Source organism: Caloramator sp. CAR-1, from assembly GCF_030546345.1.
Taxonomy (GTDB): Bacteria; Bacillota; Clostridia; order Clostridiales; family Caloramatoraceae; genus Caloramator; species Caloramator australicus.
Map to the genome: position 1 here is coordinate 106,717 of NZ_JAUONW010000037.1, position 23,361 is coordinate 130,077.

The window sequence follows — 23,361 nt, forward strand, 5'->3', positions numbered from 1 at the left end:
CTTGCAGCCCTTAATTTATTATTAATACTTTCTTATTAATCCCTTTACCTTACCAAGTATTTTACAATCTTTAACTATAATTGGCTGCATTGATGAATTTTCAGGCTGCAGCCTTATATATCCGTTTTCCTTATAAAAGGTTTTAACTGTTGCGCTATCGTCAACTAATGCAACAACAATATCGCCATTATTAGCAGTTGATTGCTGTTCAACAATTAAGTAATCCCCATCATAAATCCCCTTTTCAATCATGCTATCTCCCTTAACTTTTAATATAAAGGCATTATTGTTTATCTTTATAAAATCGCTTGGCAAAGGGAAGGAATCTTCAATATTTTCTATAGCCAAAATAGGTTGTCCAGCTGCTACATTCCCGACGATAGGAACGTTAATTACTTCTTTTATTGTAGAGCTATTTACTAATTCAATAGCTCTTGGCTTGCTTGGATTACGCCTTATTAGGCCCTTTTTCTCAAGTCTTTCAAGATGACCATGAACAGTTGAGGTGGATCTTAAACCAACAGCTTCACATATCTCTCTAACAGATGGAGGATATCCCCTTGTTGCAATTTCCTTCTTTATAAATTCAAGTATTTCCTGCTGCTTATCTTTATTATTGTTAGCCATATCTTATGCACCCCTTAATGATTATCTAGCTTTATTATAACATAAATTATTTTATCAGGCAAACTAATGTTCGACCATATTGACAACCGAACACCTGTTCGATATAATATTAATAGAACATATGTTCGGGAGGGGTCGTTATGAAAAATAAAAAACTATTAGCTGTAGCTTTAATATTAATCATCCTTATTATTCCTTTTTATAAAAAAGCAAATAGCCAGAGCCAAAGCAAAATCAACTACATATATGTTACAGTTGAATCCGGAGATACCCTTTGGAAGATAGCTAAAAAACATAAAACAGATAAACAAGATATAAGAAAATTAGTTTATGAAATAAGAAAAGCAAATAATTTAGAATCATTAATAATATATCCTGGCCAAACAATAAAAGTGCCTATAGAGGCTGATTAAAGCTGCATTTTGCAGCTTTTTTATTTGCCTTGCTTTAAATTGTGTATAGTGTTATAATAACCTTAAAAATTTAAATGCAAGGGGATTGATAAGATGCAAATGTGTATTTTCGATAAAAATAAAATATGTGATAATTGCAGCGATTGTAATACGTGCGACCTTGTAGAAGGTAAAATATGCGACAATTGTGGTAAGTGCTTAGAATTAGATTCTGATTATAAAGAAATATTGATCGATGGAATAATCGAAGATGAAAGTGAAATCGACGATTACTTATATGAGGAAAATATATTAGATTTCGAAGAAGATGAAAATGTATTATACATCGAAGACATTCCTGAATTAAAAGAAAAACTTTTAAAGGAATATAACGAATAATAAAATAGCCCCAAATGGGGCTTTATTTATTCTTCAGACAAAGGATTTGATTTAACTGCATCCCTTAATATTTCATCATCAATATGGGTGTATATTTGAGTAGTAGAAACGCTTTCATGGCCAAGGATATGTTGAAGGGCTCTAATATCTACTTTCCCATATTTATACATCAAAGTAGCAGCTGTATGCCTTAGTTTGTGGGGAGTATATTTATCGTTTAAAAGTCCGGCACTTACAATATATTTTTTAACAAGTTTTTCTACGGTTCTTTTATCTATTCGCTTTTTTCTTTCGCTTAAGAAAAGAGCATCTTTATCTACAACACCATCTTTTGGCCTTACAGCAAGATAAGAATTTATAGCTTTTATACAAGCTTTATTTAAATAAACTGTTCTTTCTTTATTCCCTTTACCAACGACAGTTAATGTATCTCCCTTTATTTTGCTAATATCGATACTAACAAGCTCCGACAATCTTAAGCCACAATTAAGGAAAAGAGTAATGATAGCAAAATCCCTTTCTTTATTTCTTCCCTTTATTGAATCAAGAAGTTTTTTGCTTTGTTCAAGGGTTAAATAAACAGGATGTCTTTTATTGATTTTAGGAGATTCCAACTCTCGAGCCGGATTTTCTTTGATTATTTTAGCTTTTGTTTCTAAGTAATTAAAAAAGGACCTTATTGCAGCAATTTTTCTTGCCCTTGCGTAAGTGCTGTTTTGTCTTTTAATCGAAACATAGTTTATAAAGGAGTAGATATCACTTAAGATAATTTGTTTAATCAGTTCTGCATTAACATCCGAAATATCGATATCATCAATTTCATTTTTTAAATTATATTTTATTTTTTTTATATATTTCAAAAACAATCTCAGATCAACTTTATAACCATCAATTGTGTTTAAGGATTTTCCTTTAACTGTATATAAATATCCAAGAAAGTCATTTAATATATAAGGTAGGTTCTCGTCAAATAGTGCATCTAAATTTTTATTATCCATTGTCACTCCCCCATCGTTTTTCATTTGGACATTCTACTAAATTGATATTTAGCGAAATGTTTTTTGTCCCTACTTTTTCGAGACATTATCAAATTTTTTCTTTTTGTTTTTAGTTTTTAATCCTGATATAAGTAAAATACAAAATATCAAATATATAATTATAACAACAATTAGCAATAAATATCTAATCACAACCATAAAATTATCACCTTATATCTTTGATATTTAAGTTCTTCTTATATGTATTTACAACACATTCAATAATCGCACTTCGAAATCCCTTTTCCTCTAAGGTTCTAATACCTTCAATTGTGGTTCCTGCTGGGGATGTTACCATATCTTTAAGTTCACCAGGATGTTTACCTGTTTCTATAAGAAGTTTAGAACTTCCAATAAGCATTCTTGCTGCAGCCTCATAAGCATCCTTTCTTGGAATTCCCAAAAGAACGGCTGCATCCGCCATAGCTTCTATAAAAAGAAATGCAAAAGCAGGTCCACTTCCTGTTATGGCTGAATATGCATTTATTTGTGATTCATTTATTATTTTTACTTCTCCTAATGACTTTAATAAATTGATGACATATTCACCTTCAACTTTATCTATATTTTCATTTAATACGACCACGGTATATCCTTCACCAATTAATGAAGGTGTATTAGGCATAATTCTAATTACTTTAGCTTCATTCCCAAGTTTTTCTTCTATTTTTTCAGTATCATATCCTGCTGCCATAGAAATTATAACCTTATCGTTAGCAACAAGGTCTTTTATATCGTTTAATAATTTATCATATGCTATAGGTTTAACAGCAAGAAAGATGTATTTAGATTTATTAATAACTTCCTTTTCATTATTACATATATTAACATGCGAATTAATATTTAATATCTTTTCTTTACTATGATCATAAGCATATATATCTTTTGGATCATAACCGGAACCTATAATTCCTTTTAAAATAGCTCCTCCCATATTTCCACAACCAATAATACCTATCACGTTTATCACTCCTTATTTTTTCTATATAAATATTTTAAGTTAAAGTGTTTATTCACACAAGTGAATAACCATGTTAATAATAATGAATAAATGAATTTTTAATTATTCTCATTTGGCTACCTAATTCGACTTTTCAAATGATATTAGTTATCATATTAAATTTGAAAATAAGATGTTATATGAAGTAATATTTTGTAGAAAGAATTTTCGACTTTATGTTTCAATTATTTCTCTATTGTTAAATTATTAACATTTATTCTAATAAAATACCAAGATATGTGCTACTTTCAACATACCTTGGCTTTTAAATTAACAACTTAGCTTATTTATCAAACTATTAATTAAACATTTATTTCCACGTTTATTTCATCTACTTCATTATTTAAAAGTATAGGCTCTACAATTTCACTTAAAAATTCTTCAACCTGTTCCTTTGAGCGACCTATGTAGTTATGTGGATTTAGAGCGTCTTTTAATTCATTTTTATCTAAATTAAATTTTGGATCATTTACAATTCTATCTATAAGATCGTTTTCACGGCCTTCTTCTTTAACTACCTTACCAGCTTCCATTGAGTGAACTCTTATTCTCTCATGTAATTCTTGTCTGTCTCCCCCCTTTTTCACTGCTTCCATCATGATATTTTCGGTAGCCATGAAAGGAAGTTCTTCCATAACTCGTTTTTGTATTATCTTTGGATATACAACTAAATTTTCAGAAACATTAATATATAGGTTTAGGATTGCATCGATAGCCAAAAATGCTTCTGCAACTACGATTCTTTTATTAGCTGAATCATCTAGTGTCCTTTCAAACCATTGGGTCGAAGCTGTAATCGATGAATTTAATACATTTACTATTACATATCTTGCTAAAGCAGATATTCTTTCACTTCTCATTGGATTGCGCTTATAGGGCATTGCAGAAGATCCAATTTGATGCTTTTCAAAGGGCTCTTCTATTTCCTTAAAACTTTGCAATATTCTAAGGTCATTGCTAAACTTATATGCACTTTGTGCAATTAAACTTAAAGTATTTAAAACTATCATATCTTGTTTACGAGGATATGTTTGACCAGTTACTTTAAAAAACTTATCTTTAAACCCAAGCTTTTCACATACAAGCTCATCAAGTTTTTTTACCTTTTCATGATCACCATTAAATAACTTTAAAAAACTTGCCTGTGTTCCAGTAGTTCCTTTAACTCCAAGTAATTTTAAAGAATCAATACAATTATCTATATTTTCAAGATCTACAATAATATCCTGGATCCAAAGACACGCTCTTTTTCCGACGGTAGTTAGTTGAGCTGGCTGCAGGTGTGTATAGGCTAATGTTGGAAGTTGTTTATATTTATCTGCAAATTGGCTTAAATTTTTTATTATCTTTATTAACTTTTTCCTTATTATGTTTAATGCTTCCTTCATGATTATTACATCTGTATTATCGCCAACATAACAACTTGTTGCACCTAAATGTATTATTGGTTTAGCTTTTGGGCATTGTTCACCATATGCATAAACATGGGACATTACATCATGCCTTGTTTTCTTTTCATATTCTCTTGCAACATCATAATTTATATCATAAATATGTTCCTTCAATTCATTAATCTGCTCATCAGTTATGTTTAGACCCAATTCTTTTTCGGCTTCCGCTAAAACTACCCATAATTTTCTCCATGTAGTAAATTTGTATTCTTCAGAAAAAAGATAAGACATATCTTTTGATGCGTATCTTGTAACTAATGGACTTTGATATTCCCTGTGCATATGATCCACTCCTTTTAAGATATTAACATAATAATTATAATATTATATTTAACCTTTCTTCAAGTAAAATAAACTTTAAATAATTTATAGAAAATACAAAATAAAAAACAAAAAGAAAAAGGGGTAACTCCCCCTTACTTTAAAAAGCCTTCAATTCTGTTTAAGCCCTCTATTATATTTTCCATTGAAGTTGCATAGGATAGTCTAATATAATCATCATCTCCAAAGCCTTCTCCTGGAATTGCTGCAACCTTCGAATATTCTAAAAGTGCATTGCAAAAATCAACCGAGCTATTAATATTATAACCCTTAATATTTTTGCCTTTAATCTTTGTTATGTTTATCATTACATAAAAGGCACCTAATGGTTTAACGCAGGATAAGCCTTCTATAGAGTTTATTTTATCAACCATATAATTTCTTCTTTTTTCAAATTCTTTTCTCATTATTTCGATATCTTCCTGTGGACCGTTTATAGCTTCTAAGCTAGCATATTGAGCAATTGTGTTTGGATTGGATGTCTCATGGCTTTGAAGATTAGACATAAGTTTTGCTATTTCTTCATTTGAAGCAGTATATCCTATCCTCCATCCTGTCATAGCATAAGCCTTAGATACTCCATTTATTACTATAGTTCTTTCTTTAATCTCATCTCCTAACGAAGCAATGCTAATATGTTCAGTTCCATCATAAATTAACTTTTCATAAATTTCATCTGAAATTATAATTAAATCATGTTTTATTGCTATTTCAGCAATAAATTCTAAATCCTTTTTGTCATATACCGTTCCAGTTGGATTGTTAGGACTATTTAAAATAATCGCCTTGGTCCTTGGTGTTATTGCAGCCTCTAATGATTCCTTGGTATACTTGAAATTATTTTCTTCTTTTGTTTTGACAAAAACAGGAACCGCATCTACCAATTTTATCAATTCCGGATAACTTACCCAGTAAGGAACAGGAACGATAACTTCATCTCCTGGATTGCAAATTGCTTGAAGTGCATTATATATAGAATGTTTAGCTCCATTTGAGATAACAATTTGCGACGGTTTATATTCTAATGAGTTTTCTAGTTTTAGTTTATCGCAAATGGCTTTTTTAAGTTCTAGTATACCTGAAGCTGCAGTATATCTTGTCAATCCTTTTTTTATTGCTTCTATTGCAGCATTTTGAATGTTTAAAGGCGTATTAAAATCTGGCTCTCCTGCACCAAAACTTATAACATCTATTCCCTCATCCTTCATTTTTTTTGCCTTTGCAGTAATCTCAAGGGTAACAGATGAACTAATTTCTTTTGCTTTTCTTGAAAGTTCCATATATTTTTCCTCCTTGTTAATTTTTATATATTTCCTTTAATGTGTTATTAATAATATTTAAGGATTCATCTAATAAAGGTTTATATAAAGCTTTTATTTTTTCATAATGCCTTAGTCCATCATCGGTTATACGATATATTCTTTTAGTCTTTTTATCCGGCTCTTCCCACCATCCCTCAATAAGTAAGTTTTCTTCCATACTTCTAAGTAGAGGATATATAAGTCCAGGGCTAGGCCTCCAGCTATAGTTTAAACATATTTCAATTCTATCTATAATTTCATTACCATAATGCTCCCTTTCCTTTAAAAAATGCAAAATAAACAATTTAACCAATGAAGTTATATTAACCTTACTAATTAATTGTCTATTTCTTACACTTCCATCCTTCATATATTCACCTCTATTAAAAGATAGGTTTTAAATGTTTATTTATTTTTAATATAGCATGAAATTCTGCATATGTCTATATCATTTTGAAAGAAATCCTTCATTATTTTAAGTAACCATAATATAAATTATGTTAACTATATTCGCATAATAAAAGGGCTAATCAAAGCCCTTTTAAAAATTACCTTGGTTGAACTATAAATTTAATAGCGGTTCTTTCTTCGCCTTCTATTATTATGTCTGTAAATGCTGGGATGCATACTAAATCGATACCGCTTGGAGCAACAAAACCTCTTGCTATTGCAACAGCTTTAACAGCTTGATTGATTGCTCCTGCACCGATTGCTTGTATTTCTGCAGATCCCTTTTCTCTTATAACGCCAGCTAGAGCACCTGCAACTGAATTTGGATTTGACTTTGCTGAAACCTTTAACACTTCCATTATAATACCTCCTTGAGAATCTATTATTTTGTCTATTATATTAATTCTACAAAAATTTTGAAAATCCTTCTAAAAAAATAAAATAAACCCCAAATTTTTTGGGGTTTATTTTGCATATTCTATTGCTCTTACTTCACGTATTACATTTACCTTAATTTGTCCTGGATATTCAAGTTCACTTTCAATTTTCTTTACTATTTCTCTAGCCATATGAATTATTTCATCATCGCTAATTTGTTCTGGTTTAACCATTATTCTTATTTCTCTACCTGCTTGAATAGCATATGATTTTTCAACACCTTCAAAGGAGTCTGCTATTTCCTCAAGCTTTTCTAAACGTTTAATATATGCTTCAAGAGTTTCTCTTCTAGCGCCTGGGCGTGCAGCAGAAATAGCATCTGCAGCTTGAACAAGAACAGCTTCAACTGTCATTGGTTCAACATCACCATGATGTGCTGCAATTGCATTTATTACTGCAGGAGATTCATTATACTTTTTAGCAAGTTCACTTCCAAGAAGTGCATGTGGTCCTTCAGTTTCATGATCAATTGCTTTACCTATGTCATGAAGAAGTCCAGCACGTTTTGCTAAGTTAACATCTGCTCCAAGTTCTGCAGCCATAAGTCCTGCTAAATATGCAACTTCAATTGAGTGCTTTAAAACGTTTTGACCATAACTTGTTCTGTATTTTAATCTTCCTATAAGTCTAATAAGTTCACCATGTAGGCCATGAACTCCTGTTTCAAAGGCTGCCTGTTCACCTTGTTCTCTTATTTCATTATCAATTTCTTTTCTTGCCTTTTCAACCATTTCTTCAATTCTTGCTGGATGGATTCTACCATCAGCAATTAGTTTTTCAAGGGCAAGTCTTGCTATTTCTCTTCTTATAGGATCAAAACCTGATAAGATAACTGCTTCAGGAGTATCGTCGATAATTAAATCGATACCTGTTAAAGTTTCTAAGGTTCTTATGTTTCGTCCTTCTCTACCAATTATTCTACCCTTCATTTCATCGTTAGGTAAAGTAACAACAGAAACAGTGGTCTCTGCAACATGATCAGCAGCACATCTTTGTATTGCACATGATATTATTTCTCTAGCCTTTTTGTCGGCCTCCTCTTTTGCCTTTGTTTCTATTTCTTTAATTAACATTGCAGCTTCATGCTTAACTTCTTCTTCTACGTTTTTAAGTATTATCTGCTTTGCTTCTTCAGAAGTTAGGCCAGCAATTTTTTCTAATTCTTCATGTTGCTTTTTATAAAGTTCTTGAATTTCATTTTGTAATTGTTCAATTTCTTGCTGCTTTTTGTTTAGATTTTCTTCACGAAGTTCTAGAGCCTCAACTTTTTTATCTAAAGTTTCCTCTCTTAAAATTAATCTTCTTTCCATACGTTGTAATTCATTTCTTCTTTCACGAACTTCGCGCTCAAATTCATTCCTTAATTTGTGAACTTCTTCCCTGGCTTCAATGACAGCTTCCTTCTTTTTAGATTCCGCTTGTTTTTCTGCCTCTGATATTATCCTTTTTGCTTCATCTTCTGCACTTTTAATTTTACGTTCAGCAATATTTTTTCTAACTATATATCCAGCTAAAAAAGCTATTGCTCCAACAGTTGGAATTAAAATTATTGTAATTGTAGTTTGAATAATTACACCTCCTTTGCTTTGTGCATAAACTTTTGTTGAATTTATACGAAAGAAATATAAATTCAATTATCATTTCTTGAAGCATATAAACGTGCTAAACTTCTCATGACCATTTAATTTAGGAAATGCCTACCAAACATAATTATATCATGGCCTATTTGTTTAATGCAAGAAAAAAGAACTTATAATGATTTTACTATAATAATAAAAAAATTTCTATATTTATTGAAAAATTTATTTTATATCACCCTTTATTTTTTCAGCCATACTGATTCCATTATTTAATGTAACCCTATAAACATAATCTCCACTCTCCAACAAATGTGAATTATGGGTTACCATAATTATTTGTCTATTAAACATACTAGATACATTTTTAAGAAATTCTGCTACATTTACTATATAATCATCGCTTACATGTTTAGCTGGTTCATCCAATATTAATGGTCCTTCAATTTTAGGGTAATGAATTTCCATCATAGCAATTCTTATCGCTAGGGATATAATATCAACAACTCCCCCGCCTCGTGAATCTTGTGGTTTTGTTATAATCTTATTGTTATTTTGTTCCGATATTACATAAAATTCTGCTTCGATTTTTTCTCCTTTTTCCTTTATATCTATAAAAAATTCCATTTTTGAATCAAAAATGTATTGTAAGCATTGTGTTATAAGATATTCCATTTGTTTTTTTGATTGTTCCCTTGCAAATTGAGAAGTCTTCTGAAGAAGAATTTTAACTTTCTTTAGGTTATCAATTTCTAATTCTAATTTCTTCAACTTTTCTTCTTCCTCATCTTTGTTTTTCTTTAAATTTAACATCATAGCCTCTTTTATATGGTATTCTTTAAGTTCTTCATTAAGTTTATTTTCAATATTATTAATCATTGAATCAAACATCATATCACCCTTATTTATTATTGTAAAGAATATTATCAGGCGGAAGGGACTCTTCAATTTCTTTAATCAAAGTAATTATTTCACTTTCTAATCTTTTTATTTCCTTCTCTAATTCATTTGGGTTAATGCCCATTTCTTCTAATTGCTTAATTATCTCTTCCTTTTGTTTTTGGAGAGCTTCTAATTTAGTTTCAGCTTTTATTTTTATATTTTTTGCCCTTTCGATTTTTTCCTTTAAAATTTGAAGCTTTTCTTCATAATTAACCTTCATCTAGTTTCACTCCTTTTAATTCATTAATAATATGATTGATTGCATTTTCCTCTATATTTGATAAGCAAACTGGACATTTGCCAATGTGACCTAATAGCTTAGCGTATTCCTCTATAAATCTATCAATTTGAACATCTAATTCCTTTAATTGTTTTTGTTCCTTTCGAACTTCATCCTCGATATTTTTATATTTATTATATAAGTCATTAAGCTTATTCGATATTTGCAATTTTTCTAAGAATCTTGAAAATTTTAATAGGGCCTTATCTGTATCCATAAAATGCTTTACGTAATTTGTCCCTATGTCTATAGAATTGCTTATTTTTTTATATTCATAATACTTGTCATATAAATATATTAGTCTACTATAGTTATACTCTAATCTTGAATATTTTTCTTTTGCGTCATCTATCTTTCCTAAAGTTGCTAGTATTTTATTTATTGTAATATTAACTTGTTCTACATCATTTAAGCGTTCATTAATATCTTTCATAGTCAAAAAATTAGAAACATTATTTATTAAATGCCTATAAGTTTCATCTACATCATGTATATTTTTTATTGTATTCAAAATATTTTGTAATTTTTCTATTTCAATTTCAAGTGTCTTTATTTTATTATAATCATTAATTAACAACGAATTACGGTTAATAGCATTAATTAACGTTAAAATCTTATATTCCGCATTTTGAATTGAGTTAAAATACTGTAATAACGCTTTTATATTATTTATTTCACTATTGATTAGATTTAAGCTTTCTCTTAAATTTATAAGTTTTTTTAATCTTTCATTATTGATTTTAACTTTTGATAGTTTGTCTTGCTTAACCCTTAACTTTTCTAAAATCATTGGAAGATTTGAGAATTCTTCGAGTTTTTTAGTTAAGTCATCTATCCTTTCAACGGTTTCTTTTCTTTGATTTTCAATTTTTTGTAAATCTTTATCTACAAGCTTAATTGCAGTGTCTACATAGTGAACACCGATTAGTTTACCAATCGCTTTAGCTTTAATAGTTCCAGGCTCACTAAGCAGGAATGGAGATTCCAATTGTTCCGCTATATTTATACTTTCAATAGAGTTAGGATCAATGTATATTTTTCTTATTCCATGTTCTTTTATAACTTCTAATGGAATATCATTTCCAAAACCTTCAAATTTAATTTCTTCACCAGTTGGCCTTATTATTATATATGAATTTTTATTCTTATATTTTTCTCTTGTAATGATTACATCATTATCAAGAACAATAGAAACTTTACATCTATTTTCACCCTGCCTTATAAATTCACTGCCTTTAGGTTCGTTATAAAGAACCCATTTTAATGCCCTTATAATAGCTGTTTTACCGTTATCCGATGGTCCTGTAATAACATTCAATCCATTGACAAAATCAATAATAGTATGTTTATGGGATTGAAAATTTTCAATTTCTATTTTTTTAATATATCTCATTCTAAGTTCACTTCCTCTTTAGATATAAGATCTTGAGCTAGTGCAATTTTTTCTAAAGCCTCTTTTTTAATTTCATCACCCAATTTTTCGTGTTCTGCGATTTCAGAAATTATATTTTCAAGTTTTAATATTTCAAAATTGCCATATGATGTTATTTGATGAACAAATTCATTAAACAAAATAGTCTTATTCTGTTCAACAAATAATTTTTCTCTATCTAGAACATCCTCACCTTTTTTGGCACACTGTAATTTTGAAATAGATATATTTATATTTTCATCGATTTCAATTATTACATAGGATGGAGTTCTGTAGATTTCAGAAACAGTATTGCTTATTCTAGAAATAGCACCTGGATTTACAAAAAATTTATCATTATATTTTTTTACTCCAAATCCGCTATGATAATGCCCAACTAATGTTATATCTGCTAAAGTTGTGCTTGCTATATCATCAATCAGAGTATATTTAACTTCATTATTGAATGGCTTTTCAAGTAAAAAGCCATGAGCTACATGAATAGCATAATCACATTTTTTTTCTTTAACTATATATGAAACTTTATCCGGACCATCTATATCATAAAAGTAATGGCTACCAGTTATTTGAATAGTTTTATTATGTTCTGTGTTTATAATCTTAGGGGCATTGCTCAAAAACTCAACTATTCCTAGCTCCTCCAATAATCCCAAGACAGTTCTATTAACAGTGTAAGGATTCTGTCCATAAACATCATGATTACCTATAACACATAAAATAGGTAATGGAAAATTTTTGATTATTTTAATAAAATCCTTAACTACCGCTAGGGATATATCCGGTCGATCAAAAAGATCCCCGCCAAAAATAATATGGTCTATTTTATTATCTTGTGCAACATCAACTAATTCATTTAATTTTTCCTTTAAAGTTTCATAAAAGTTGTCCTTTCTAGATCTTGGATTATTTCCTCTAATATGAGCATCGGTAAAAAATAAAAACTTCATAATAGATCACCGTCATATTCATTTAATATTTCTTTTAACACTTTAAATATTACCTCATTGTCATATCCTCTGTAAACAAGATAATTATATAATTTTTGTTTTACATTCTTTTTGTCTTTTGCCATAATATTAAGTTTTTTCAAAGCAAGTAATTTAGCATTTTCATATAATGTTTCACTATTTATGTCGATATCCTTTTCCTTTATATATAATCCCTTTTGTTTTAAATTAGTAATTATTCTTCTACTGCCGAACTTTTTTGTTATACTATATTCAATATATTTTTTGATATACTCTTCATCGTTTACAAAACCGTACTCCTTTAATTTAGATATCGTCTTTTCAACCACCATTTCATTAAAACCTTTTTTTAAAAGCTTATTTCTTACTTGATTTTCAGGATACATTTTTCTCTCTAATAAATGCAATGCATAATTATATGCTGATTTAATTTCATATTCTTGTAAAATTGTATCGATGTCTTCTTGAGTTAAATCTTTACCTTCAATAATATTGTATTTTATTAACATTTCAAGACCTATTTTAATATTCCTTTCATTTTCAAAAACAACTAAATACAAATTTTCGCTTTTTAATTTTCTTATTTCCATCACTTTCATAGTTCACCTCAAAAAAAACATCCCATTAGGGATGTTTTATTCTACCTTTTTAAGTTCTTGGTCATCGTTTTTAATTTGGAGGATTGGCAAATTAAATTTTTCTCTTATTTTGTTTTCTATTTCTAAAGCTAAATTAGGATTTTCCTTTAGGTATTGTTTTGCATTTTCCCTACCTTGTCCTAATTTAATATCTTTATATGAAAACCATGCACCACTTTTTTGAATAATATCACAATTTACTCCTACGTCTAAAATATTGCTTTCCCTTGATATTCCTTCTCCATACATAATATCAAATTCTGCCTGTTTAAAGGGAGGAGCAACTTTATTTTTAACAACTTTTACTCTTGTTCTGCTTCCTGTTATATCTTCTCCTTGTTTTATTCCATCAACTTTTCTGACATCAAGTCTAACAGAAGCATAGAACTTTAAAGCCCTTCCTCCTGGAGTGGTTTCAGGATTGCCAAACATTACTCCAACCTTTTCTCTTAATTGATTAATAAATATTGCAACACATCTTGATTTGTTAATTGCTCCTGCTAGTTTTCTAAGCGCTTGAGACATTAACCTTGCTTGCAATCCAACATGGGAATCTCCCATCTCCCCTTCAATTTCTGCCTTAGGAACAAGGGCTGCAACGGAGTCGATAACTATAACATCAATAGCTCCAGACCTTACAAGTGCTTCAGCAATTTCTAAAGCCTGTTCCCCTGTATCAGGCTGTGCAACAATAAGATTTTCTATATCTACACCAAGTTTTTTAGCATAAACTGGATCTAGTGCATGTTCAGCGTCAATAAAGGCTGCAGCACCACCTAATTTTTGGGCTTCTGCTATTATATGAAGGGCAACTGTTGTTTTACCAGATGATTCTGGACCAAAAATTTCAACAATTCTTCCCCTTGGAACGCCGCCGATGCCAAGAGCTATATCAAGATCCAATGAACCAGTAGAGATAGCTTCAATATTTAATTTTGAATTCTCGCCTAATTTCATCACTGAACCTTTTCCAAATTGCTTTTCAATCTGGCTTATTGCCAATTCCAAAGCTTTTATTTTTTCATTATTCATTTATATCTCTCCTTTGCGAACATTTGTTCTTTTAGTATTATACATTATTTTAAATTTTAGGTCAATAAATTTAGGTTGATTTTGAAAAATAATATAATTTTTATAGATTATTCTCAATAAGTGATAATCTTAAACATATGCTATCAATTATGATAATGTTAATTATGATTAATACGAAAAAATACTTTATTTAAAGTAAACAAATTAGCCCTGGAAGGATTTAATCTTTAGCAATAACAATTGCTACGCTCAGAACATATATAAAAAATCCTTCACAGGGCTTAACAACATGAATACCAAATAACTAAAGTGTTATGATTTAAAATCAATAACGTCTATATTTTTCGAAAAATAATCCACTCCAGAGATTATCGTTATTATTATTGCAATCCACATCAAAATGTTACTAAAAGGAAGACCTAATAAGGATGCTATAATAGCAATAATTTGAAAAACAGTTTTTGCCTTTCCCCACTTGCTTGCTGCTATTATGCGACCTTCCGATGCAGCTAATGACCTTAATCCGGTTACAGCAAATTCCCTTGCTACAATAATCATAACAGCCCAAGAGGCTATTTTCCCTAATTCAACTAATGAAATTAAGGCAGCTGTAACAATTAGCTTATCGGCAAGAGGATCCATGAACTTGCCAAATTTAGTTATTTCCTTCCTTTTTCTCGCTATATATCCATCTAATGTATCAGTTATTGCAGCAATAATAAATATAATAGCAGCCAACACATTACCATATTTTATCCTTACTGCAATAAAAAATAAAAATACAGGGACCAAAATAATTCGTAAAATAGTTAACCTATTCGCTAAATTCATACCTCAACAACCTCTCCCATCAAATCGTAAGTACATGCTTTAGTTATTTTAACTTTAATAATATCACCTTTATTTAAATTTGTCCCTTCAATAAATACATTTTGATCTATCTCAGGGGCATCTCCATAGGTTCTTCCATAGAACAATCCCTTTTTATTAACACCATCTATTATTACATCAATTATTTCCCCAATTAATTTTTGGTTTTTTGATGCCGATATATGGGCTTGATTCTTCATTAAAATATCTCTTCTTTTTTCTTTAATGTCATCATCAATTTGGTCCTCCATATAAAAGGCTGGAGTATTTTCTTCTGGTGAATAAGTAAAAATTCCAACCCTATCTAGTTGATATTCATTTAAAAATTCCTTTAACTCGTTAAAATCCTCTTCAGTTTCACCTGGAAAGCCGACGATTATTGAAGTTCTTATAATAGCATCTGGAATAGAAAATTTAATTTTTGTTATTAAATCGATTATTTGCTCCTTGGTTGTTCTTCTATTCATCCTCCTTAATATCTTGTTGCTTATGTGCTGAAGAGGGATGTCAAAATAATGAAGTATCTTTTTACTATTTTTTATTGTATCAATCAGTTCGTCTGTTATTTCTTCAGGATAACAATACATTAGCCTTATCCATTCTATTCCATCAATTTTTTCTAATTCTTTTAATAAATTTGATATCATTTTTATGCCATAAAGGTCAACTCCATAAAGCGTAGTATCTTGGGCAACTAATATCAGTTCTTTTACTCCCATATTCGCAAGAGAATTTGCTTCATTTAATATATCTTCCATTTTTTTACTTCTAAACTTTCCCCTAAGTTTAGGTATTATACAATAGGAACAATTATTATTACATCCCTCTGCAATTTTAAGGTATGCATAATGACTTGGTGTAGTAAGTATCCTTTCCTCCATATCTAAAATATAATCAATCGAATCAGTTTTTATTATTCCTTTATCTCCCTTTAATGTCCTATCAACTATATTGCATATATCCCGATAGCTACCAACGCCAACAACTGCATCTATTTCTGGCATCTCCTTTAATAATTCATCCTTATATCTTTGAGCCATACATCCTGTAACTATGAGGGATTTACACCTACCTTCTTTATTTTTAGCCATTTCTAATATGGTTTCAATGGATTCCATTTTAGCAGACTCTATAAAACCACATGTATTAACAATAATCACATCAGCCTCTTCTTCCTTGTTTGTAATATTATATCCATTCTTAGATAATAGCGAAAGCATTATCTCTGCATCTACTCTATTTTTATCGCATCCAAGTGACACGAAACCTACATTAAACATGTCAAATCATCTCCTTATTATTTCCTGGGTAATTTTTGAAATTATCTTTCACACTCTTTATTTTACATATTATTTTTCATTTTTTCTTGTTTTTTCATAATAATACATTAATATATATGATTCTACAAAATAATTAACATATATATAATAGCAAAAGCACTTAAATTCGACAATATTTTCTTTTAAAATTTAAAACTAGGGCATTGCCCTAGTAATTATTTTTATCTATTAATACTTGTCTTGGTTTGCTTCCATCTTGGGGTCCGATAATACCCCTTTTTTCCATTTCATCTATTAGCCTAGCTGCTCGATTAAATCCAATCCTAAATCTTCTTTGCAACATAGAAGCAGAAATTTGACCAAGATCTATAGCAAGCTCAATTGCTTGTGGCAATAATTCATCGTTATCATCATAGTTATTTGCAATTTCTTTACCTTCTTTAATTTTTTCCATAATATCCATATCATATTCTGTATTAAATGTTTTCTTTAAGTATTCAACTATATTTTCAACTTCTTTTTCAGAGATAAAGGCTCCTTGTATTCTAATTGGTTTGTTTTCTCCAATCGGAAGGAATAGCATATCACCACGACCCAATAATTTTTCAGCGCCTGCCATATCTAATATCGTCCTCGAATCTATCTGGCTTGAAACAGCGAAGGATATCCTTGATGGAATATTAGCTTTAATAACCCCAGTTATTACATCAACGGAAGGCCTTTGGGTTGCAATAACAAGATGTATTCCTGCAGCTCTTGCCATCTGAGCAAGCCTTGTTATGGAATCTTCTACTTCATTTGGAGCTACCATCATAAGATCAGCAAGCTCATCGATTATTATTACAATTTTAGGCAGTTTATTTTCAGGCGATACATCTTCCATCAGTTTATTATAACTTTCTATATTTCTGACATTATTATCAGCAAATAACTTATACCTAGAGGTCATTTCTGAAACCGCCCATTCTAAAGCTGAAGCTGCCTTACGTGGTTCTGTTACTACAGGTATTATTAAATGAGGAATTCCATTATATACGGATAGCTCTACAACTTTTGGATCTATTAGAAGCATTTTAACATCGTTTGGAGATGATTTATAAATCAAGCTTGTTATCAGTGTGTTAATACAAACGCTTTTACCTGATCCCGTAGCCCCAGCAATCAATAAATGGGGCATCTTTGCTATATCAGCAACAATGCATCTGCCACTAATATCCTTGCCTAGGGCAAATGCCAAAGATGAATTAAATTGCTGAAATTCATCAGACTCAATAACTTCTCTAAGATAGACAGGGGTTACCTCCTTATTTGGAACCTCTATTCCAATGGCTGATTTTCCAGGGATTGGTGCCTCAATTCTAACACTGGGTGCTGCAAGATTTAATGCAATATCATCGGATAAATTAACTATTTTGCTAACCTTAACCCCTACTCCAGGATGCAATTCGTATCTAGTTACGGATGGTCCCTTTGTCACTTGAGTTACTTTAGCATCTATTCCAAAACTTGCAAGGGTTTCTTCTAAGGACCTTGCACTCATTAGCAACTCTTTCTTATCATTTCCATTGATTTTTGTTCTATTTTCATTAAGAAGTTCTATGGGTGGAAATGTATATTTTATATTACAAGTTGATATGTTTTCTGCAGATAGATTAATCTTTATCTTTTCTTTTGCTTTGTTATCACTTCTTTCATTAACTCCTTTAAAATCATCTTTATAAGAAGCTTCATTATTTACATTAGTGTTTTGGACATTTACCTTTTCGTCATTTAATAAATCATTGTTCGTTGCTTTTTCTTCATCTTTATCATGAAGGTCATCCTCAAAACTCTCAATTTCTTTTTCTTTTTTCTTAATATTTATCTTTTTAAAAGGTTGTATTAAAAATAATAAAATATCCTTAACAGGCTTTTCAGTTGCTAAAACTAAAAAAACTAAAATGCTAGAAATAATAAATATGTAAGATCCTATCTCGCCGAATAACAAAAGGAGTGGAAAATCAACTAATTCTGAGATAATACCTCCACCTTTTTTATTAATTCCTAATTTATAAGCCTCGTATATTTTTTGAGTCAGCTTTTTAGCCTTAAAATTATTAGAATATCTTAAATGGCCAAGAAGCAGGAGAGAATAAATAGCAAATACAATAGATATAAATCTTTGTCTTATTTTTAGTGAGCTTTTGTTTAAAATCATAGCTATTCCAATTAGAATCGTTATGAATGGCAAAATATACGCCCCAAGGCCCACTGCACCAAAGAAAAAGTCAACAAAAAATTTTCCTATCATTCCTGTTGGTTTAATCACTATACTAATTAAGAATAGTAAGGAAAAAGCTATTAGTATTATTCCATAAATATCATAAATAACTTGATTGTTTTTATTTTTCTTTTTACCCATCCTATCACCCCATAGTATTATTTCTATATCCAAGCAAAATTCCCTTCACAAAGTAAAAAAATTATAACACAAAAAGAAAATAAATCAAAGGCGTTTTATTCAAGCCTTTGATTTATCATTTCTTTTAATTTTTTTATTGCTTGACTTATTCCTCCCACCTCATCAATTAATCCTTCTTCAACCGCCTGCTTACCTATTAATATCGTCCCCATATCGTTTAATAATTCATCTGTTTGAAGCATCATTTCCCTTAATCTTTCTTTTGTTATTTTAGAGTTTCTAACTATAAAGTTTAATATCCTATCCTGCATTTTACTGAAATATTCAAATGTCTGTGGAACCCCTATTACTAATCCATTCATTCTAATTGGATGTATAGTCATTGTAGCAGTAGGAGAAATAAAAGAATATTTTGTAGCTACTGCAAGAGGAACGCCTATGCTATGTCCTCCTCCTATCACAAGTGAAACCGTAGGCTTAGAAAGGCTGTTTATCATTTCTGCAATCGCAAGACCTGCTTCAACATCACCACCAACAGTGTTTAAAATAACTAAAACCCCCTTTATATTTGGATTTTCCTCAATAGAAACTAATTGAGGCAAAAGATGTTCATATTTTGTAGTTTTTGTCTGAGGTGGTAAAACTGTATGCCCTTCTATTTGACCTATAATAGTAATCGGAAAAATGTCTGAACTAATATCAGGAATATTGGGGCTACCAACTTCCTTTAAATTCTCTAGATTTTGATTTTCTTCCAACTTTTCTTTTTTTTCCTCCTCTTTAACTACAGTTAATTCTTCTTTTTTCTTTTTTGGCATATCATCACCTCACTTTTTCAATAATAGTTTAACCAATTAGTAAAATAATAATACAAAAAGCCTTGCACTTTGCAAGGCTTTAAACATTTTTTATAGTTCAAAGGCTTTGTGTAAAAGATTTATAGCTTTAATCGTATCCTCATCTTTGACTAGACACCAGATGGTAGAATGAGAATCCGCTGTTTGCAAAACTTTAATTCCATTTTCATTTAATGTTTTTAATATTTTAGCCATAACACCAGGGACACCCTTCATGCCGTTACCTATAACAGCTATTTTACTACAATTATTTATAATATTATATTCTAGCTTTAACTCTTTTAATATTTCTTCTACCTTATAGATATCTTTTGTATCTACAGTAAATACTTTGTATTTAGGAAATACGTTTATTAAATCAATGCTTATTTTATTATCAGCAAGAATATCGAATATTTCATTGCTATCATCTTCATTAAAATGGACACTAACCTGTGATCTATTTGACATATGGGTTATTCCTGTTATTATTTTATTTCTACTTTCCCTCGAGGAAGTAATTATCGTTCCTGGAGCATTTGATAATGTATTTTTAATATATAAAGGAATATTTCCCCTCATTGCATACTCAACTGCTTTAGGGTGTATTACCTTTGCTCCCTGATCTGCAAACTGAAAAACTTCGTTATAACTAATTCTATTGATCACCTTAGCATCAGGAACTATCCTTGGATCAGCAGTCATAATACCATCGACATCCGTATATATTTCGATAAACTCCGCCTTAAGAGCTTCTCCTAAAATAGCACCTGTAACATCACTTCCACCTCTACCAAGGGTAGTAAAATCCCCCTCCTGTGTCATACCTTGAAAGCCTGTAACAATAGGAATAGCGCCTGAATAAAGCAAGTCCATTATTTTTTTCGTTTCTACTTTTAAAACTTCTGCATTTCCAAAATCATTATTTGTAATAATTCCAGCCTGACCACCTGTCAAAACTGTTACATTATAGCCCCTCTTTTCTAATGTTTCAGCCATAACTACAGCTGAAATTATCTCACCGCAACATAAAAGAAGGTCTACCTCTCTTTTGCTTATACTGCAATTTCCATTGTTAATCAATGATAAAAGGGTATCTGTTGCATAAGGATCGCCTTTTCTTCCAATTGCAGAAACAACAACGACTGGCTTATATCCCCTATCAATTGCATCTATAATCCTATCTGCAACCATTTCTCTCCTCTGTTGGGTTGCTACCGAAGTTCCACCAAATTTTTGAACGACTATTTTCATGAATATTCCCCCTTAATCCTGTGGCTACTAACATAAATCCATAATATATTATACATCTTTTTTGGGGGAAGTGTGATAAAAAATAAAATTATTCTTTATAATCGATTATCAATGTTTTTTCTCCTATCTTTATTTTAGTATTCCAAGGAATTTCGATAAAATCCCTCCCTTTAAAAAATAATAATCTGCCTTTATCATCTTCTACTAATACATTAACTATTTCTCCTGTTTTTTTATTAAAAACCAATTCACTATCACCAATATATCCGTATTTATAGCCATTATAGATATTAACAATTTCAAGATCTAGAATATCACTTAATCTTATTCCCATACCATTTCACCTCCTTAAAACATTATATTAAAAAAAGATGGTTTATAGACCTGTCGATCCAAAACCACCTTCTCCTCTTTCTGTGCTATCTAATTCTTCTACTTCAATAACTTCAGGAATTTCAACTTTATTTATAACCATTTGAGCTATTCGATCTCCACGCCTTACAGTAAATGGTTCTTTCCCAAAATTTATTAAAATTAAATTTATTTCCCCCCTATAATCACTATCTATCGTTCCAGGTGTATTAACAAGTGAAATTCCATGCTTTAAAGCAAGCCCACTTCTTGGCCTAATCTGTGCTTCGTAGCCATCAGGCAATGATATAGATATTCCTGTCGGTATTAATCTGATTTCATTTGGAAGGATAATTGTATCCTCCTTAACATTAGCATATAAATCCAATCCAACAGATCCCTTTGTCATATACTTTGGCAAAGGAAGATCCTTTGCATCATCTAATCGCTTTATAAATAGTCTCATTACAATCACCTATAATTTTTTTAATTTTTTCTTCTTTTATATCCTTACCAACCATAGCCACAGCCATAAAACCTTCTTTAAATACATGTTCAATCACTTCATCAAATTCTTGTCGTGTTATTGAATCTATTTTCTTTAAAATTTCCTTAGGTTCATAAACCTTATTTAACATAAGCTCAGATTTACCTATGCCAAACATTCTACTTGAAACGCTCTCTAATCCTAAAATGTAGCTACCCTTTAATTGTTCCTTGGCCTTTGATATTTGTGTGTCATTCATCTTATTCTTTAATAAATTTACTATCTCTTCTGTAATAAGATGCATTGATTTTTCCAAATACGCTTTATTTAAAGCAAATTGAATATTAAACATTCCCTTATTTTTATATGCCGAGGTATAAGAATAGATAGAATAAACAAATCCAAAATCTTCTCTTAATTTTTGGAATAGTCTAGAACTTGTTCCACCACCAAAATAATTATTTATAGCCAACAATGTATATAACTTATCATTTCCAAGTTCAATGCCATTCAGAGTAACTGCAACATGCACTTGTTCTATATCTTTATTTTTTATAGCCATTCCTTTATTGATTAATGGTGAAGAATATTCTATTTGAACATTTTTAGGTGGATTCCAGTTCTCAAATCGATCCTTTATTAATTCTATAATTTTTTCCTCATCAAAGTTTCCGGCTAAAGAAATTACAATATTAGATGGAACATAAGTCTTACTATAATAATCTACAATCATATCTCTGTTTAAATTTTTAATAGTAGTTTCGTATCCTAATATTGGTAAAGCTAAAGTATCTTCCTTCCAAGTAGCAATTGAGAGCAAATCGAAAACAAGATCTTCTGGCGAATCTTCATACATATTTATTTCTTCAATGATTACTCCCTTTTCCTTTTCGATATCATCAACTGCAAATTTAGGGTTAAGAAGCATATCACTTAATACGTTTATACCTGTTGCATAATGTTCATCCAACAATTTAACATAATAGCATGTAGCTTCTTTGCCTGTAAATGCATTAATTTGTCCACCTAACTCTTCAATTTCTTCTGCTATCTGTTGTGACGTCCTATTTAATGTTCCTTTAAACATCATATGCTCAATAAAATGTGATACCCCATTATTATACGTTTCTTCTAATCTTGAACCGCTACCTACCCAAATTCCAATAGTAATTGAGTTTACATAAGGTATTTTCTCGTAAACTATTCTTAATCCATTTTTCAAAGTAAGCTTTTTTAACATATCTGTTTCTCTCCTGTCAAATATTTTTTCAATCATTATAAATTTAAACTATAATTTTAGTTTAGTCAAGGAATAAGGTTTATGAGATAGTGTCAAGATATTGTAGGTTAATTTTTATAGACAACCCCTTAAATTAGCTAGTTTCAAGGCGTTTGTTAAATTTAAAAAACTTAAATTATATTTTCATATTTTATTGATTTTAATATCCTGTAAATTGGCGTTACTTTCCCTATGTTCAATATCGTTATATTATTCATAACTTCACGTGAAGATTTATTTATCTTTCTTATCGCTTCTTTTATTTTCTTCTTACTTACCTTGAAGGCTTTTTCATCTTCCTTAAACACACTTATTTCC

The 23,361-nt window shown here is 30.2% G+C and carries 24 protein-coding genes and 1 pseudogene; 2 read left to right on the forward strand and 23 right to left on the reverse strand.

The window, feature by feature from the left end:
- Positions 1 to 21: 21 nt before the first annotated feature.
- On the reverse strand, positions 22 to 627 hold the full coding sequence (lexA, locus tag Q3V94_RS10295) for a transcriptional repressor LexA (protein WP_008909085.1): 606 nt from the start codon (positions 625 to 627) through the stop codon (positions 22 to 24).
- 140 nt (positions 628 to 767) lie between these two features.
- Between lexA and Q3V94_RS10300 the strand changes: the two genes are divergently transcribed.
- Positions 768 to 1,040 (forward strand): LysM peptidoglycan-binding domain-containing protein, encoded by a 273-nt coding sequence (locus Q3V94_RS10300; protein ID WP_008909084.1) that lies wholly within the window; start codon positions 768 to 770, stop codon positions 1,038 to 1,040.
- Between the two features lie 93 nt (positions 1,041 to 1,133).
- Positions 1,134 to 1,418, forward strand: coding sequence for a hypothetical protein (locus tag Q3V94_RS10305; RefSeq protein WP_303527440.1), 285 nt, complete (start codon positions 1,134 to 1,136; stop codon positions 1,416 to 1,418).
- A gap of 26 nt (positions 1,419 to 1,444) precedes the next feature.
- Here Q3V94_RS10305 and Q3V94_RS10310 read toward each other — a convergent pair whose 3' ends face one another.
- The 22 genes and pseudogenes from Q3V94_RS10310 to Q3V94_RS10415 all read right to left on the reverse strand — a co-directional run.
- Positions 1,445 to 2,416 carry a tyrosine recombinase XerC gene (locus Q3V94_RS10310; RefSeq protein ID WP_303527442.1) on the reverse strand — a complete coding sequence of 324 codons (972 nt, stop codon included), beginning with the start codon at positions 2,414 to 2,416 and terminating at the stop codon, positions 1,445 to 1,447.
- Between the two features lie 205 nt (positions 2,417 to 2,621).
- The gene (gene proC, locus Q3V94_RS10315) at positions 2,622 to 3,416 is read right to left on the reverse strand and encodes a pyrroline-5-carboxylate reductase (protein WP_303527444.1); all 795 of its coding nucleotides are present in this window, start codon (positions 3,414 to 3,416) and stop codon (positions 2,622 to 2,624) included.
- A gap of 341 nt (positions 3,417 to 3,757) precedes the next feature.
- Positions 3,758 to 5,188, reverse strand: coding sequence for an adenylosuccinate lyase (purB, locus tag Q3V94_RS10320; RefSeq protein WP_303527446.1), 1,431 nt, complete (start codon positions 5,186 to 5,188; stop codon positions 3,758 to 3,760).
- A gap of 134 nt (positions 5,189 to 5,322) precedes the next feature.
- Positions 5,323 to 6,507 carry a pyridoxal phosphate-dependent aminotransferase gene (locus Q3V94_RS10325; RefSeq protein ID WP_303527448.1) on the reverse strand — a complete coding sequence of 395 codons (1,185 nt, stop codon included), beginning with the start codon at positions 6,505 to 6,507 and terminating at the stop codon, positions 5,323 to 5,325.
- A gap of 16 nt (positions 6,508 to 6,523) precedes the next feature.
- The gene (locus Q3V94_RS10330) at positions 6,524 to 6,898 is read right to left on the reverse strand and encodes a PadR family transcriptional regulator (RefSeq protein WP_274767706.1); all 375 of its coding nucleotides are present in this window, start codon (positions 6,896 to 6,898) and stop codon (positions 6,524 to 6,526) included.
- 178 nt (positions 6,899 to 7,076) lie between these two features.
- Positions 7,077 to 7,337 carry a stage V sporulation protein S gene (locus Q3V94_RS10335; RefSeq protein ID WP_274767707.1) on the reverse strand — a complete coding sequence of 87 codons (261 nt, stop codon included), beginning with the start codon at positions 7,335 to 7,337 and terminating at the stop codon, positions 7,077 to 7,079.
- 105 nt (positions 7,338 to 7,442) lie between these two features.
- Positions 7,443 to 8,957: a ribonuclease Y gene (gene rny, locus Q3V94_RS10340; RefSeq protein ID WP_242822578.1), complete on the reverse strand. Its 1,515-nt coding sequence runs from the start codon at positions 8,955 to 8,957 to the stop codon at positions 7,443 to 7,445.
- A gap of 261 nt (positions 8,958 to 9,218) precedes the next feature.
- Positions 9,219 to 9,884, reverse strand: a complete 666-nt coding sequence (locus tag Q3V94_RS10345) for an ATPase (protein WP_303527453.1) — start codon at positions 9,882 to 9,884, stop codon at positions 9,219 to 9,221.
- 10 nt (positions 9,885 to 9,894) lie between these two features.
- Positions 9,895 to 10,155: a hypothetical protein gene (locus Q3V94_RS10350; RefSeq protein ID WP_008909071.1), complete on the reverse strand. Its 261-nt coding sequence runs from the start codon at positions 10,153 to 10,155 to the stop codon at positions 9,895 to 9,897.
- The gene (locus tag Q3V94_RS10355; RefSeq protein WP_303527456.1) at positions 10,145 to 11,608 is read right to left on the reverse strand and encodes an AAA family ATPase; all 1,464 of its coding nucleotides are present in this window, start codon (positions 11,606 to 11,608) and stop codon (positions 10,145 to 10,147) included. Before Q3V94_RS10355 ends, Q3V94_RS10350 begins: the two co-directional genes overlap by 11 nt.
- Complete coding sequence (locus Q3V94_RS10360; protein ID WP_303527460.1) at positions 11,605 to 12,594, reverse strand: metallophosphoesterase; 990 nt, start codon at positions 12,592 to 12,594, stop codon at positions 11,605 to 11,607. The genes Q3V94_RS10355 and Q3V94_RS10360 overlap by 4 nt, the downstream gene beginning before the upstream one ends.
- Positions 12,591 to 13,214: a regulatory protein RecX gene (locus tag Q3V94_RS10365; RefSeq protein WP_303527461.1), complete on the reverse strand. Its 624-nt coding sequence runs from the start codon at positions 13,212 to 13,214 to the stop codon at positions 12,591 to 12,593. The genes Q3V94_RS10360 and Q3V94_RS10365 overlap by 4 nt, the downstream gene beginning before the upstream one ends.
- A 36-nt stretch (positions 13,215 to 13,250) precedes the next feature.
- Complete coding sequence (gene recA / locus Q3V94_RS10370) at positions 13,251 to 14,285, reverse strand: recombinase RecA (protein ID WP_008909067.1); 1,035 nt, start codon at positions 14,283 to 14,285, stop codon at positions 13,251 to 13,253.
- A 312-nt stretch (positions 14,286 to 14,597) separates the two neighbouring features.
- Positions 14,598 to 15,116, reverse strand: a complete 519-nt coding sequence (gene pgsA / locus Q3V94_RS10375) for a CDP-diacylglycerol--glycerol-3-phosphate 3-phosphatidyltransferase (RefSeq protein WP_008909066.1) — start codon at positions 15,114 to 15,116, stop codon at positions 14,598 to 14,600.
- Complete coding sequence (gene rimO / locus Q3V94_RS10380) at positions 15,113 to 16,435, reverse strand: 30S ribosomal protein S12 methylthiotransferase RimO (protein WP_303527465.1); 1,323 nt, start codon at positions 16,433 to 16,435, stop codon at positions 15,113 to 15,115. The genes pgsA and rimO overlap by 4 nt, the downstream gene beginning before the upstream one ends.
- A 208-nt stretch (positions 16,436 to 16,643) precedes the next feature.
- Positions 16,644 to 18,836 carry a DNA translocase FtsK gene (locus Q3V94_RS10385; RefSeq protein ID WP_303527467.1) on the reverse strand — a complete coding sequence of 731 codons (2,193 nt, stop codon included), beginning with the start codon at positions 18,834 to 18,836 and terminating at the stop codon, positions 16,644 to 16,646.
- Between the two features lie 95 nt (positions 18,837 to 18,931).
- The gene (locus Q3V94_RS10390) at positions 18,932 to 19,654 is read right to left on the reverse strand and encodes a ClpP family protease (protein ID WP_303527469.1); all 723 of its coding nucleotides are present in this window, start codon (positions 19,652 to 19,654) and stop codon (positions 18,932 to 18,934) included.
- Positions 19,655 to 19,744: 90 nt separating this feature from the next.
- Complete coding sequence (gene dapG / locus Q3V94_RS10395; RefSeq protein WP_274767716.1) at positions 19,745 to 20,926, reverse strand: aspartate kinase; 1,182 nt, start codon at positions 20,924 to 20,926, stop codon at positions 19,745 to 19,747.
- Positions 20,927 to 21,014: 88 nt separating this feature from the next.
- Complete coding sequence (locus Q3V94_RS10400) at positions 21,015 to 21,260, reverse strand: YlmC/YmxH family sporulation protein (protein ID WP_274767717.1); 246 nt, start codon at positions 21,258 to 21,260, stop codon at positions 21,015 to 21,017.
- Positions 21,261 to 21,302: 42 nt separating this feature from the next.
- Positions 21,303 to 21,743 carry a dUTP diphosphatase gene (dut, locus tag Q3V94_RS10405; RefSeq protein WP_303527473.1) on the reverse strand — a complete coding sequence of 147 codons (441 nt, stop codon included), beginning with the start codon at positions 21,741 to 21,743 and terminating at the stop codon, positions 21,303 to 21,305.
- Positions 21,715 to 23,004: a pitrilysin family protein gene (locus Q3V94_RS10410; RefSeq protein WP_274767718.1), complete on the reverse strand. Its 1,290-nt coding sequence runs from the start codon at positions 23,002 to 23,004 to the stop codon at positions 21,715 to 21,717. The genes dut and Q3V94_RS10410 overlap by 29 nt, the downstream gene beginning before the upstream one ends.
- Before the next feature lie 170 nt (positions 23,005 to 23,174).
- A pseudogene (locus tag Q3V94_RS10415) lies at positions 23,175 to 23,361 on the reverse strand (UPF0236 family protein); the annotation flags it as partial.

What these genes read in the sequence shown, in the direction of transcription:
- lexA (WP_008909085.1), bottom strand. Translation starts at nt 627, where the DNA reads ATGGCTAACAATAATAAAGATAAGCAGCAGGAAATACTTGAATTTATA.
- Q3V94_RS10300 (WP_008909084.1), top strand. Translation starts at nt 768, where the DNA reads ATGAAAAATAAAAAACTATTAGCTGTAGCTTTAATATTAATCATCCTT.
- Q3V94_RS10305 (WP_303527440.1), top strand. Translation starts at nt 1,134, where the DNA reads ATGCAAATGTGTATTTTCGATAAAAATAAAATATGTGATAATTGCAGC.
- Q3V94_RS10310 (WP_303527442.1), bottom strand. Translation starts at nt 2,416, where the DNA reads ATGGATAATAAAAATTTAGATGCACTATTTGACGAGAACCTACCTTAT.
- purB (WP_303527446.1), bottom strand. Translation starts at nt 5,188, where the DNA reads ATGCACAGGGAATATCAAAGTCCATTAGTTACAAGATACGCATCAAAA.
- Q3V94_RS10325 (WP_303527448.1), bottom strand. Translation starts at nt 6,507, where the DNA reads ATGGAACTTTCAAGAAAAGCAAAAGAAATTAGTTCATCTGTTACCCTT.
- Q3V94_RS10330 (WP_274767706.1), bottom strand. Translation starts at nt 6,898, where the DNA reads ATGAAGGATGGAAGTGTAAGAAATAGACAATTAATTAGTAAGGTTAAT.
- Q3V94_RS10335 (WP_274767707.1), bottom strand. Translation starts at nt 7,337, where the DNA reads ATGGAAGTGTTAAAGGTTTCAGCAAAGTCAAATCCAAATTCAGTTGCA.
- Q3V94_RS10345 (WP_303527453.1), bottom strand. Translation starts at nt 9,884, where the DNA reads ATGTTTGATTCAATGATTAATAATATTGAAAATAAACTTAATGAAGAA.
- Q3V94_RS10350 (WP_008909071.1), bottom strand. Translation starts at nt 10,155, where the DNA reads ATGAAGGTTAATTATGAAGAAAAGCTTCAAATTTTAAAGGAAAAAATC.
- Q3V94_RS10355 (WP_303527456.1), bottom strand. Translation starts at nt 11,608, where the DNA reads ATGAGATATATTAAAAAAATAGAAATTGAAAATTTTCAATCCCATAAA.
- Q3V94_RS10360 (WP_303527460.1), bottom strand. Translation starts at nt 12,594, where the DNA reads ATGAAGTTTTTATTTTTTACCGATGCTCATATTAGAGGAAATAATCCA.
- Q3V94_RS10365 (WP_303527461.1), bottom strand. Translation starts at nt 13,214, where the DNA reads ATGAAAGTGATGGAAATAAGAAAATTAAAAAGCGAAAATTTGTATTTA.
- recA (WP_008909067.1), bottom strand. Translation starts at nt 14,285, where the DNA reads ATGAATAATGAAAAAATAAAAGCTTTGGAATTGGCAATAAGCCAGATT.
- pgsA (WP_008909066.1), bottom strand. Translation starts at nt 15,116, where the DNA reads ATGAATTTAGCGAATAGGTTAACTATTTTACGAATTATTTTGGTCCCT.
- rimO (WP_303527465.1), bottom strand. Translation starts at nt 16,435, where the DNA reads ATGTTTAATGTAGGTTTCGTGTCACTTGGATGCGATAAAAATAGAGTA.
- Q3V94_RS10385 (WP_303527467.1), bottom strand. Translation starts at nt 18,836, where the DNA reads ATGGGTAAAAAGAAAAATAAAAACAATCAAGTTATTTATGATATTTAT.
- Q3V94_RS10390 (WP_303527469.1), bottom strand. Translation starts at nt 19,654, where the DNA reads ATGCCAAAAAAGAAAAAAGAAGAATTAACTGTAGTTAAAGAGGAGGAA.
- dapG (WP_274767716.1), bottom strand. Translation starts at nt 20,926, where the DNA reads ATGAAAATAGTCGTTCAAAAATTTGGTGGAACTTCGGTAGCAACCCAA.
- Q3V94_RS10400 (WP_274767717.1), bottom strand. Translation starts at nt 21,260, where the DNA reads ATGGGAATAAGATTAAGTGATATTCTAGATCTTGAAATTGTTAATATC.
- dut (WP_303527473.1), bottom strand. Translation starts at nt 21,743, where the DNA reads ATGAGACTATTTATAAAGCGATTAGATGATGCAAAGGATCTTCCTTTG.
- Q3V94_RS10410 (WP_274767718.1), bottom strand. Translation starts at nt 23,004, where the DNA reads ATGTTAAAAAAGCTTACTTTGAAAAATGGATTAAGAATAGTTTACGAG.